Source organism: Massilia sp. 9I (assembly GCF_902506415.1).
Lineage (GTDB): Bacteria > Pseudomonadota > Gammaproteobacteria > Burkholderiales > Burkholderiaceae_D > Telluria.
This window is the reverse complement of record NZ_LR733275.1, coordinates 4703994-4716262: the sequence shown is the minus strand read 5'-3', so window position 1 is coordinate 4716262 and position 12269 is coordinate 4703994. Positions and strand designations below refer to the sequence as shown.

Genomic DNA, 12269 nt, shown 5'->3' with positions numbered 1-12269 from the left:
CATGAACATCGACTCCGACCTCACCATCGCCGCCACCGCATCTTCCGTCCGCTGGCATGGCGCCGTCGACGGCATCCACCAGCGCCTGCTGTACGGCTGGGCCTTCGACAGCGCCCGCCCCGACGCCAGAGTGGTGATCGAGATCTGCCTCGACGACGTCGCCGTCGGCTGCGTGGTGGCCGATTGCGCCCGCATCGACCTGGCCGGGCAGCTGGAGCCGCTCGGCGCGGCCGACCTGTGCCATGGCTTCGTGGCCGACCTCGGCAGCCTGCCCTGCGACGCCGGCGGGACGATGTCGGCGCGCGTCGCCAACACCGCCGCCCTGCTGGCCGGCGGCATGCGCCTGGAGGCGCCAAAGGCGCCACCGGCGGGCGCGGTCAGCACCGTCATCGGCGACGGCGGCCTGCGCCTGCACGGCTGGGCGCTCGACCCGCTCGATCCGAAGCGCACGCTGGCGGTGCGCGCCTACGTTGGCCACACCCTGGTCGCCGAGGCCAGCGCCAACGTGATCCAGCCGGCCATGCGGGGCCACATCGACGGCGCCCACGGCTTCGACCTGGCACTGCCTGCCACGCTGGCCGACGGCCGCGTGCACAGCGTGCGCGTGGTGGACGAGGAGGGCCGCCCGCTGAACGGCAGCCCGCTCACGGTCTGCTGCAGCCTGGACGGCCTGGCCGCCCTGCTGCCCGCCGCCAGCGACGATCTCCTGCTGCGCGTGGCCGACATCTATGAGCGCCACCTGCCGCGCAGCCTGCCCTTGTCGAACTGGCCGCACTGGCCGGCGCGCTTCGACACCGATGGCCCCTCGTTCCTGCCGGCGCTCTCGGCCGCGGTGATGGTGACCGGTGCCGCCGACTCCGAGCTGCTCGACGCCACCATCGCCAGCGTGCACGCCCAGCGCGGTGTCACACTGCGGGTGTTCGCCGGCGAGCCCTTCGGCGTGATGCTGGCGCAGGCGCTGGAATCGAACTGCGAGGTGCTGTGCTGCCTGCGCGCCGGCGACATCCTGGCCCCGCAGGCCCTGGCCTGGGCCCTGCAGGGCTTCGCGCTGCCACAGGCGCAGCTGGTCTATGCCGACAGCGAGACCGATGGCCAGCCCTGGTTCAAGCCGGCCTGGAACCCGGACTATGCGCTGGCCAGCGACTACCCGCTCGACCTGCTGCTGGTGCGCCGCCCCGTGGCGCGCGGCCTGGCCGATGCGTGCGACGGCGCCGGGTTCGCATGGTCGGCGCTGGCGGCCGTCTGGGCGCAGGGCATGGAAGCGATCGTGCACGTGCCGCGCGTGCTGGTCAGGAGCTGCGCGCCGACGCCGGCCGAACGCGCGCAACGCTTCGCTGCCGCCGCACGTGCCCTGCAGCGGCTCGCGCCGCAAGCGGCGCTCGAAGAACTCGGCGATGTGCCGGCCGGCGTGCACCACGCCGCGCGGCGCGTACGCTACCCGCTGCCGCCAGAAGCGCGCGAGATGACGGTCAGCCTGGTGATCCCGACGCGCGACCGCGCCGACCTGCTGCAGCGCTGCCTCGACACCATTCGCCAGTACACCGACTGGCCAAAGCTGGAGATCATCGTCATCGACAACGGCTCGGTGGAGGAAGCGACCCACGCCTATTTCAAGCGCATCGCGCAGGAAGGCGTGCGCGTGCTGCCGATGCCCGGCCCGTTCAACTACGCGGACCTGAACAACCGCGCGATCGCCCAGGCCGGCGGCGAGATCGTCGGCCTGGTCAACAACGACATCGAAGCGCTGCACGCCGGCTGGCTGGAAGAGATCGTGTCGCAGCTGCTGCGCCCCGAGGTGGGCGCGGTCGGCGCCAAGCTGCTGTGGCCGAACGGCATGGTGCAGCATGGCGGCGTCGTGATCGGCGTCGGCAACGTGGCCGGCCACTTCGGCAACCGCCTGCAGGATGCGGACTGGGGCGACCATGGCCGCAACCAGCTGGTCCAGCAGTTGAGCGGCTGTACCGCTGCCTGCCTGTTCCTGCGCCGCCAGGATTACTTCGCGCTCGGCGGCATGGACGGCCACGCCTTCCCGGTGGCCTTCAACGACGTCGACCTGTGCCTCAAGGTGCGCGCCAGCGGCAAGGCGATCGTGTGGACCCCGCACGCGAAGCTGCTGCACGCCGAGTCGGCCAGCCGCGGCCACGAGGACACCCCGCAGAAGAAGGCCCGGGCCCAGCGCGAAGTGGACCAGCTGCGACGCAAGTGGGGCCATGTGCTGCTGCGGGATCCGGCCTACCACCCGAGCCTGAACCTGGACCCGGCCAGCCAGGCCTTCGGCGGGCTGGCGCTGCCGCCGCGCGAGCGCACTGCCCGCAACGGCGCCTTCCCCCATCGTTGAAACGGATAGGACAAGCATGCAACGTCATAATAACTATTCCACCACGATTGCCCTGACCATCACGGTGCATGAGGAGGGCCTGCTGCTGGTGCCGGCCCTGCAAAGCGCCTTGGGCGCCGCCGAAGCCTGCCAGGCCGAGGGCGTCGCCTGCGTCGTCGCGGTGCTGGGTTGCGCGCCCGACGCCCGGACGCGACGCATCGTCGAACGCTTCCAGGCCAGATCCAGCCTGGTCGGCTACACCGAGCTCGCGCCCGGCACGCCTTTCCACCAGCACGCGCTCACGCAGATCAACGCCGAGTTCTACTGTTTCCTGAACGGCGACGACATCCTCCAGCGCGAGTGGCCGCTCAGCGCCTACCGCCACGCACGGCAGTCGAAGCACCTGAACTGCATTTACCACAGCGAGCTGCTGGCGGGCTTCGGCGACACTCTCTTCGTGCGCACCCAGCTCAAGAGCAACGACCCGATCTTCCACCCGCTGCACTGCCTGCTGTCCCAGCACTTCGGGCACAACATGTTCTGCCACGCCGCGATCCTCGAGCACGCGCCGGCCCTGGTGCGACAAAGCGCCGCCCCGCACGCCTTCGAGACCTGGCACTGGGGCTGCGAGACCCTGGCCCTGGGCATCGGGCGCGACTGGGTGCCTGGCACGGTCCAGTTCTGCCGGCTGGATGCGGCGCCGGCCAGGTGCGAGGCAGTCGCCGCGCGCTGCGCGCTGTTGCAGGATGCGCTGGCAACCGGTTCCTACGGCGCCTTCAGCGGCCTGCACGACGGCGCCCGCGCGGGCCAGCTGGCGGCGCAGGGCGCGCTGCGCTACCGCGACGCCCTACCCGACTGGCTGTACCGCGAGGCCAAGCGCGCCAGCGCCTTCGACAGCGAGGTGTACGCGCTGCTGAACGCGTCCGGCGCCCTCGCCTGCGAGACGCCCCCGATCAGCCTAGGCGCCGGCTACCTGCTGGCGCGCGCGGCGCGCTTCTGCGCCGAGTCCTATACGATGGTCGCGGTCGACTGCGACGCCCTGGGGGCGGAACAGGCCGCGACACTCGAACTGGGCCTGCGCCAGGCGCGCCAGCGCCAGCGCATCCTGGTGCTGTGCGGCGACGCCCTTACCCATGGGACGCTCGCGCGCGAGGAAGCCGGCATCTGCTACCTGAACCTGCGGATGGCGGCGCGCGCCTGCGACGGCCCCGCCCTGCCGGAACGCGTGCTGGCGGCGGTACTGGCGAATTGCGCGCCGCGCGCCCTCGTCAACCTCAATTTCGACCTGGTCGACGAGTTCTGCGGACGGCAAGCCCGCCTGCTAGCGGCAAGCCAGGTGCCGACGGTGCGCTACCTGCTGGACGCGCTCGAGGACGTCCACACCGGCTACAACGAGCGGCGCGTGCTCGCCGCCCTGAACCAGGGTCGCTTCGCCTGCACCCACCTGGCAGTGACGCACTTCGACAACTACCGCTATGCCAGGTCGCTGTACGGGGCCGCCGGCCTGGAAGTCCTGCTGGTGCCGGCGCGCCTGAGCCATATCGGCGCCGTGCTCGAACACATGGCCAAACAAAGCATGTCCGGCCTGCCTGCCGCGGCGCCTGCGCCGGCGACGGTGCAGGCGCCGGGTCCGGTCGACGTCAGCTGCATCCTGAACCTGCATCGCGAAGGGAACATCCTGATCCCGACCTTCCGTTCGATCGCGCGCATGCTGCACTTCGCGCAGCAGCAGGGCATCGTCTGCGAACTGGTGCTCGTGCTCGACCGCGCCGACGGCCACAGCCGCCGCCTCGCGATCGAAGCGCAGTCCGGCGTGCTGGCCGGGCTGCCGAGCAGCCTGTGCGAGGTGGACAACGGTGACCTCGGCCGCTCGCGCCGCGACGGCGTGGCGCAGGCCCGAGGCAGCTACATCGCCTTTCTCGACGGCGACGACCTGTATTCGGAAAACTGGATAGCCGAAGCCTTCCTGCTGGCGCAATCGGAAGCCGGCCAGGCCACCATCTACCACCCCGAGCTGAACGTCTACTTCGGCGAGCATCACCGCACCTTCTGGCATCCCGACGCCCAAGCCCTGGGGGCCACTGAAAAGGCCGGCCTGCTGCTGGAGAACTTCTGGACCTCGCTCTCCTTCGGCCCGCGCGCGCTCTACCAGGCCCACCCGGTCGACGACAACGGGCTGCAGCAGGGCTTCGGCTACGAAGACTGGCAGTGGAACATGCGCACCAGCGCCGAGGGCATCGCGCACCGCCCGGTGCCGCGCACCCTGCACTTCATCCGCCTCAAACCCTCGGGCAGCCTGAACAGCCATTCCTCGAAGCGCAGCGTGATCGTGCGCCCGTCGCGTCTGGCGGAGCGCCTGGTGTTCGGCAAATCCGGCAAGGCGCAGCAAGGCCAAGCCCCAACCCTGACTGCAGGCTGAAGCCATGAACGAAGCTACTTCAACAACGCGCGCCCCGGCGCCCGCGGTCCCGGCGCACTGGGACGAACAGGCCTACCTGGCCGCCCACAGCGACGTCGCGGCCGCGGTGCAAGCGGGGGAGCTGGACAGCGGCTATACGCACTTCATCGCGCAAGGGCTGTGGGAAGGACGCGAGCCGGCCTTCCGCTCCCAGGGCGCCGCCGGCGCGATGGCGGGCGCGCGGTTCTGGCCCTGGTCGGACCAGCTCTACCTGGAAGCGAATCCCGGCCTGAAGCTGGCGCTGGCCATGCATGGCCAGGCCCCGTCCGCTCACTACCAGCACAGCGGCAGGGAAGAAGGCCGCCCCACCGGACTCGAGTCGCGCCTGCAGGACTGCGTCGAACGCACCGGGCTCCCGGGCTGGGTGCTAGACGAGATGGGCGCGCAGTCGCATTTCGAGCCGGGCCTGGATTGCCTGGCCTTCCCGGCGCCCCTGCACTACAGCCCGCTGTCGAAGACTGCCTGGGCCAGCGGCATCCTGGAGATCGGCAAGCACCTGCGGCATGCGAGCTACGACTTCCTATTCTTCCTGCCCTGGCTCAAAAAGGGCGGCGCCGACCTTGCGAGCCTCTACCACATCAAGGCCGTCGCCAGCCGCGGCACCCGGGTTGCCGTGGTCCTCACAGAGAACACCGAATCGGAGTGGGTGCAGCGCCTGCCGGCGAACGTCGACGTGATTCCCTTTGGCGCGATCTTCGATGGGGTCGACTTCCATTGCCAGGCGCAGCTGGTCTACCACCTGATCCTGGCTTTGCGCGCCACCCGGGTCCACATCATCAACAGCAATACGGCCTGGGAATCACTGCGCCGCTTCACCCTGCCGATGAAGTCGGCTGCCGCGATCTACGTCTCGCTCTACTGCTACGACTACACCGACATCGGCGAACCGGTGGGCTACGCGCGCCTGATCCGCAAATGCATCGACGGCGTGGCCGGCATCTACACCGACAACAGCACCTTCAAGCAGCACTTGGTGGAGGACATCGGGATCGAGGCCGACATGATCCACGTCCTGCCCCACCCGGTGCTGAACCGCCCGGCGGCGCGGCCCTATCCCCACTTGTCGCGCAAGGTGCTATGGGCCAGCCGTCTCGACCGCCAGAAGCAGCCGGAGATCCTGCTCGCGATCGCCAGGCGCATGCCGCAGTTGGTGTTCGAGGTCTACGGATCGGCCGTGGTGGGCCAGGAAAGCCAGCTGCTCCAGCAGCTGCAGGCGGCGCCCAACATCGTCTACAAGGGAGGCTTCTCGACTCCTTCGGAACTGATGCGCGAACAGTACCGCTGCTTCCTGTACACCTCGCTGTGGGACGGCCTGCCCAACATCCTGCTCGAGATGCTGTGGGCAGGCATGCTGGTGGTGGCCCCCGACATCGGCGGCATCCGCGCCGACATCGGCCCGGAGCACTGCCTGATCGTCGACGACGCCGCCTCGGTGGACGCCTATGTGCGGGCGCTGCAATGGGTGATCGAGCATCCGTTCGACGCCGAGCAGCTGCGCCTCTCGGGCCAGGCTTACGTAAAGGCACGGCACACCAGCGAGAACTTCGAAGGCGTGCTGGAACGCAGCGCGTATTTCCCGGCGCCCGCGGCCACGCGCACACTGGCACATGACACCGAAATGGACAAGCAATGAAAATACTGATCTTGTGGCCTTCGGGCTCGGTCGAACAATCGCGCAGCGGCCCGGTCGTGCGGCGCAAGGTGTTCGAGTCGGTCACGGAAGACATGAACCGGGGCGACCTGTTCGTGCACGAGGCGACGCTGCGCACCCTCGACTACGACTACATGGAAGAGGTGCGCCCCACCCTGGATGAGATCACCGAGGAAGTCTATGCGTACTACAACACCAGCTTCGATTACCTGGTGATCCGCGGCTCGAACTACATCCGCAACGACGGCAACCTGGGCGAATGGCTGCCCTTCTTCCGGCGCATCGAGATCCCGATCCTGGCCTTCGGCATCGGCGCGCAGGCGCCGAGCGCGGACCAGCCGGAGGCGCTGCAGCCGGACGTGGTCGAGGCCCTGCACGAGATCGCGCGCAAGTCGGTGCATTCGATCGGCGTGCGCGGCGAGTACACGCGCGCCCTGCTGGCCGGCCTGGGCATCCGGAACGTGACCGCGATCGGCTGCCCCAGCATCTTCAGGGAGCGCAATCCCGACTTGAAGATCAGCTGGCAGCCGGCCAGGACGCAGAAACTGGCTTTCACCACCCACCCCTACCTGGCCGGCCTGTACACACGCAACGTGTGGAATTCGCGCGTGCTGCAGACCCGCCTGATCGGCAAGCTGCGCGCGGCCGGCTATCAGCTCGCCTACCTCACCCAGGGCATCGCGGCGGAGACCAAAATCGCCTACGACAAGGATGCGGAAAGCGGTGTGCACGAACTGCGCGAGATCGGCTGGTTCGGCGAGGACGAGGGCTTCGTCGAGGACTTCCGGCGCCACGCCGTCTGCTTCGAGACGGGGGACGACTACTACCGCTTCTCTGCAACCTGCGACCTGAACATCGGAACCCGCCTGCACGGCAACATCACGGCGCTGGCGATGGGCCGGCCGGCGATCTTCGTCACCTACGACACCCGCACCGCGGAACTGGCCGAGCTGTTCTCGATCCCGACCCTATCGGAAGATCTGATAGGCGAGGACTTCGCAGTCGAGGACTTCTTGAATAAGGTCTCCTTCGCTTCCTTCAACCGCAAATTCCGGCATCGCTACAATGCTTTCGTCAGGTTCCTCGACGATAACAAGGTGACCCACCGCATGCGTGACAAGGTCGCCGCATGAGGAACCCGCTGCCGGGCGTGCCGCATGTCGAGTCGCCCTTCTTCTCGCGCCTGTTCAGCGGCCCGGAGACCGACCCGGAAACCCGCCGCATCGCCCTCGAACTGGCGGTGCGCGGCTTCGCCATCATCGACTTCCCCGAGCCCGGTTTCGACAACATGGCCGAACGCGTCAAGCGCGACCTGCACGGCCACTACGACTTCGCCGGCTGGCGCGCACACGGCCACGCGGCAGGCAGCAGCCTGCGCGTGCAGGACGCCTGGTCGTTCAACGAGGACGTGCGCCGCATCGCCTGCAACGAGCGCGTGATCGCCCTGCTCTCGCGCCTGTATGGGCGCCAGGCCTGGCCCTTCCAGACCCTCAACTTCCCCGTCGGCACCCAGCAGCACTTCCACACCGATTCGTTGCACTTCAGCTCCAGCCCGGAGCGCTTCATGTGTGGCGTCTGGGTGGCGCTGGAGGACATCGATGCGAGCAACGGCCCGCTGATGTACTTCCCCGGCAGCCACCGCTGGCCGATCTATACCAATGAACACATCGGCGCTTGTGTCGCCGAGCTGGGCGGCACGCCGACCCAGGCGATCTACGAGGCGATGTGGCGCGAGCTGGTGGAGGCGCACGGGGTGCAGCCCGAGTACTTCCACGCGAAGAAGGGCCAGGCCCTGATCTGGGCCGCCAACCTGATGCACGGTGGGACGGTCCAGCGCGATCCGGCGCGCACCCGCTGGTCGCAGGTCACCCACTACTTTTTTGAGGACTGCGCCTACTACACGCCGATGATGTCCGATCCCTTCTACGGCAGCATCGCCTTCCGCACGCTGACCAGTATCGCGAGCGGCGGGCCGGTTCCCAACCGGGTCGCCGGCGACGATGTGCCGGAGAAATTTATCGAGGCGACTACGCCGGGCCAGACCCGGTGGCGGGAGGAAGACGCTTTCGACCCGGCGCTCTATCTGCTGGCCAATCCGGACGTCGCGGCGGCCGGCGCCGATCCCGCCGCCCACTACCTGCTGCACGGGCGGCGCGAGAAACGCAGGCTCCGTCCGTAAGTAGCCGCCTAACACTTGTGTAGACAAATTACCAGCGCACGATTGCGCTTTTTGGCGTTTTGTTGACACTTCACAAAAATTGTCACGCTTTGCCGGATTCAACTTTACACATGTTCATGTTTCCGTAAATATCGTGTTGAGTTATCTCATGTCATATGGGTAACTCGATAAGGCCAAGATAAGGCCACATAACTATTTTTCATACGGAGAATGAACATGAGCTTGAAAGGCATCTGGAAGTCGGCATTGGGCATGGCTGCGCTCGCGGCAGCCTGCAACGTGGCCGCGGCGCCGAAAGGCGTGGCGGTCAGCGTGGTCCCCGAGAAGAATGCGCTGGGGCAGAACGACGACGTGGTGGTGCGCGTCACCATCACCAACAATTCTGGCGCGCCGCAGTACATCCTGAAGTCGCGCACGCCCTTCGAAGGCGTGGAAGACGCGCTGTTCGAGGTCAGGCGCGACGGCCAGCCGGTGCCCTACCTCGGCGCCCACGTCAAGCGCGCGGCCCCGACCGCGGCCGACTACTTCCTGCTCAAGCCGGGCGCCAGCCACAGCATGAAGGTCGAGCTCTCCAGCCTGTACGACATGAGCGTGAGCGGCGACTACCAGATCAGCTACAAGCAGGTGTCGCCACAACTGTTCCTGCCGACGCAGGCCGCCGCTGGCCGCAGCGGCGCCGCGGCCGCCTTCGATGCCGACAGCGACAACGCGAGCCTGGTATCGGCGCCGGCCACGGTGTGGATCGACGGCCGCGTTGCGCGCGGCCAGAAGTCGCAGGTGATGCTGGACATCGAAGCGATGAAGCAGGCCGCAGCGGCACCGGCTGCCGCCAGCCTGAGCTTCAGCAAATGCACCACCTCGCAGCAAACCACCATCACGCAGGCCATGTCGGCCGGCTCCTCCATGGCGAGCGACGGCGACGCCTACATGCAGCGCGGCGTGATCGGCAGCCGCTACACCAAGTGGTTCGGCGCCAACGATGCCGGCCGCGTGGCTACCGTCAAGTCGCACTTCGCCGCCATCAAGGACGCCTTCGCGAACAAGCCGGTGACGGTCGACTGCGGCTGCAACAAGACTTATTACGCCTACGTGTATCCGACCCAGCCGTACAAGATCTACGTCTGCAAGGCCTTCTGGGCGGCGCCGATGACGGGTACCGACTCGAAGGGCGGCACCCTGGTACACGAGATGAGCCACTTCAACGTGGTGGCCGGCACCGACGACCACGTGTACGGCCAGTCGGGTGCGGCCAGCCTTGCAATCAGCAATCCGGCCCAGGCAATCGACAACGCCGACTCGCACGAATACTTCGGCGAGAACACTCCGGCACTCAACTAAGCCGCATGGAGCAAGACGGCGCGGCCAAGGCCGCGCCGTTTTCATTGGCGCTTCAGGGCGCCGGCGGCCGCAGCCCGCGCTGGAAGATGTAGTCCACCACCTGGTGCGACACCGCCCTCCCCGCCTGCTTGTCGAACTGCCAGTGCACACCGAGGTAGATGCGGCTCTGCCCGGCCTCCTCTTCCGCATGCGTCAGGTTCCTGTAGCTGCGCGGGATCTTCGGACGCACCCGGCCGTCGTTGTCGCGCGTGACGCCGTCGTACTCGTCGGAGACGAAGGTGAAGGGCTGGCTGTCGCCGTAGAGCTTACGCAGCACATGGAACAGGGCGCCGCCCTCGCAGGCGTGGCCCGACGGGTAGGACGGGAACGGCGGCGTGAAGTCGGGGCCGGTCAGGTTGCTGGCGGGCGCACCGAGCGGCGTCCAGTTCGGGTCGCCGTGGGTATCCGGATTGCCGTCGCCCTTGCCGGTCGGGCCGGTGCCGGGACTGGCTTCGCGTACACCGTGCACCGGGCGCCAGAAGTCGTAGTGGTACTTGGCCGCCCAGCCGGCGATGGTGGCGTCGGCAATCCCCACGTTGACCAGGGCCAGGGCACGCGCCAGCTCCATCGCGTCGCTGGTCTTCCTGAGCAGCAGCTGCATGGCGATCTGGTTGTACATGCGCACCGGCGTACCGAGCCAGGCGACGCTGTCGTAGCCCCAGAAGATACCGGTCACGGTCTGGTCCGGGGTGCGCCGCGTCGGCGTGCTCACGCCGTCGCCGCCCAGCGCCTTGACCTCGTTGAAGGCCTGGGTGTACGCGCTGCTGGTCAAGGCCGGCGGCGGCGGCGCGCGGAACTGGCTGCCGGATGCGAGCACAAAGGGCCGCACCTTGCCCCAGTAAGCGCCGACCGCATACGGGATCTGGCTCACCGGGTCCGGACGCCACTCGCCCGGCTCCTTGCCGAGCGGGTAGTCCTGGCCTACCACCGGCTCGCCCTGGTAGCTGCCGTCATCGGCGCGCAGCGCCAGGATGGCGGCGGCGGCGCGCCGTCCGACGTCGATGCCATTGAGCTTGGCGCGCCCGTCCGGCAGGCGCGCCAGGTCGTCGCGCAGCCAGGCGTCGATGCGCGCGGCCTGGCGCGGATACAGCGCCACCAGCGTGTCGTGCGCGGCCTGGGCGATGGCGGCGTCACGCGAGCTGTCCGGGTAGGCGGGCAGCGTACCGACGTAGGGCCTGTAGCGGGCGCAGATCGCGGCCAGCGCATCGTGCATGGCGATGTGGACGATCGCGAATACGCGGCTGACCCGGGTGCGCCCCATCTGCTCCGGCTGCCAGTTTTCAGTGGGACTGGTCGGCGGCGCGTGGTCATAACCCTGGACCCGCTGCGCCAGCTCGTTCCACCACGCCAGCCGCGCCAGGGCATTCGGGCCGCCGGGCGCGGCATAGCGCCACGGCGGCTCCTGGGAGTCCGGCTGGGTCAGGTATTGCACGGGCATCGGCGGCGGCGTCGAGAAGCTCGCCGGTTGGGGGGCGCTTGCGGCCAAGGTCGGCACGAGCAAGGCACAGAGCAGGATCCTGATGCGCGAAGTCATGATGGCACACTCCGGTGGATAGCCCGGCTCCGGATGAAGCCGGCGCGGGAAGCGAACTAGCTGACTCGACAGTACAAGCTCGCCCACACGCTCACAAGCGCAACCCGGAGCGCCATTGATCAACCACAGGACGGATGCCAGCCGGCATGAAGCCGGCGTTGGCCCGGCGCAAAACGATTCAAATTCTTGCGTTTTTACATGTCTCGGAGGACAGGCTCAGCGCGCCGTAAAGCTGAAGCGCACCGGCGCCGCAGGGCTGTGCCGGACCGCATCGAGCTGGGTGGTATCGAGCAGCCAGGGGCCGTCGTAGCGCACTTCGTAGTTGCCCGCGCCCTTTCTGAAGGCGTAGGTCGGCGTGATGTCGATGGTGTTCATGTGCATCGTGTGCGGGGCCACGGCTTGAAAATCCGCAGCGCTCAAGGCGGCGCGCTTGACCATCATGCCGGTATAGGCCAGCGGCGCGCCGGCCTTGCCACCCTTGACCTCGCGCAGCTCGAAGCGCGGGCCGGTCAGCTCGTCGCCGGCGGCGACTTCGCGCGGGACGTAGATCGTGGTCTCGCCGCGGTTCTCGACCAGCAGGCGCAGCTTCACCTTGCCGCCCGTGGTTTCCACTTCGAGCTGGTGGCGCACCTGGTCTTCGCTCTCGACCGCGCCGACGGTACTCACCAGGCCTCCGAGGGCGAGCAGCAGCGGTGGCAGGATGCGTTTCGCATGCATGTGGACTCCTGAAATATTATTTCAAAACAAGCACGA

Annotated in this window: 8 protein-coding genes; 6 read left to right on the top strand and 2 right to left on the bottom strand. The window is 68.0% G+C overall.

The window, feature by feature from the left end; genetic code table 11:
- Nucleotide 1: 1 nt before the first annotated feature.
- The 6 genes from GV068_RS21000 (at nt 2) to GV068_RS20975 (ending at nt 9943) form a co-directional block, all read left to right on the top strand.
- Entirely contained in the window at nt 2–2338 is a 2337-nt protein-coding gene (locus GV068_RS21000; RefSeq protein ID WP_159702437.1) for a glycosyltransferase, read from the top strand.
- A gap of 16 nt (nt 2339–2354) precedes the next feature.
- A complete protein-coding gene (locus GV068_RS20995) occupies nt 2355–4736 on the top strand; it encodes a glycosyltransferase family 2 protein (RefSeq protein WP_159702434.1) in 2382 nt (793 codons plus the stop codon).
- Nucleotides 4737–4740: 4 nt separating this feature from the next.
- Complete coding sequence (locus GV068_RS20990; RefSeq protein ID WP_159702431.1) at nt 4741–6408, top strand: glycosyltransferase family 4 protein; 1668 nt, start codon at nt 4741–4743, stop codon at nt 6406–6408.
- Nucleotides 6405–7559, top strand: a complete 1155-nt coding sequence (locus GV068_RS20985; RefSeq protein ID WP_159702428.1) for a polysaccharide pyruvyl transferase family protein — start codon at nt 6405–6407, stop codon at nt 7557–7559. The genes GV068_RS20990 and GV068_RS20985 overlap by 4 nt, the downstream gene beginning before the upstream one ends.
- A complete protein-coding gene (locus GV068_RS20980) occupies nt 7556–8605 on the top strand; it encodes a phytanoyl-CoA dioxygenase family protein (RefSeq protein WP_159702424.1) in 1050 nt (349 codons plus the stop codon). Before GV068_RS20985 ends, GV068_RS20980 begins: the two co-directional genes overlap by 4 nt.
- 216 nt (nt 8606–8821) lie before the next feature.
- On the top strand, nt 8822–9943 hold the full coding sequence (locus tag GV068_RS20975) for a M35 family metallo-endopeptidase (RefSeq protein ID WP_229464391.1): 1122 nt from the start codon (nt 8822–8824) through the stop codon (nt 9941–9943).
- A 52-nt stretch (nt 9944–9995) separates the two neighbouring features.
- Here GV068_RS20975 and GV068_RS20970 read toward each other — a convergent pair whose 3' ends face one another.
- Nucleotides 9996–11516, bottom strand: a complete 1521-nt coding sequence (locus tag GV068_RS20970) for a vanadium-dependent haloperoxidase (RefSeq protein WP_159702418.1) — start codon at nt 11514–11516, stop codon at nt 9996–9998.
- Nucleotides 11517–11732: 216 nt separating this feature from the next.
- Nucleotides 11733–12233 (bottom strand): hypothetical protein, encoded by a 501-nt coding sequence (locus tag GV068_RS20965; protein ID WP_201303327.1) that lies wholly within the window; start codon nt 12231–12233, stop codon nt 11733–11735.
- Nucleotides 12234–12269: the final 36 nt, after the last annotated feature.

Coding starts and splice junctions, on each gene's coding strand:
- GV068_RS20990 (WP_159702431.1), top strand. CDS start 4,741: ATGAACGAAGCTACTTCAACAACGCGCGCCCCGGCGCCCGCGGTCCCG.
- GV068_RS20985 (WP_159702428.1), top strand. CDS start 6,405: ATGAAAATACTGATCTTGTGGCCTTCGGGCTCGGTCGAACAATCGCGC.
- GV068_RS20970 (WP_159702418.1), bottom strand. CDS start 11,516: ATGACTTCGCGCATCAGGATCCTGCTCTGTGCCTTGCTCGTGCCGACC.
- GV068_RS20975 (WP_229464391.1), top strand. CDS start 8,822: ATGAGCTTGAAAGGCATCTGGAAGTCGGCATTGGGCATGGCTGCGCTC.
- GV068_RS20965 (WP_201303327.1), bottom strand. CDS start 12,233: ATGCATGCGAAACGCATCCTGCCACCGCTGCTGCTCGCCCTCGGAGGC.
- GV068_RS21000 (WP_159702437.1), top strand. CDS start 2: ATGAACATCGACTCCGACCTCACCATCGCCGCCACCGCATCTTCCGTC.
- GV068_RS20995 (WP_159702434.1), top strand. CDS start 2,355: ATGCAACGTCATAATAACTATTCCACCACGATTGCCCTGACCATCACG.
- GV068_RS20980 (WP_159702424.1), top strand. CDS start 7,556: ATGAGGAACCCGCTGCCGGGCGTGCCGCATGTCGAGTCGCCCTTCTTC.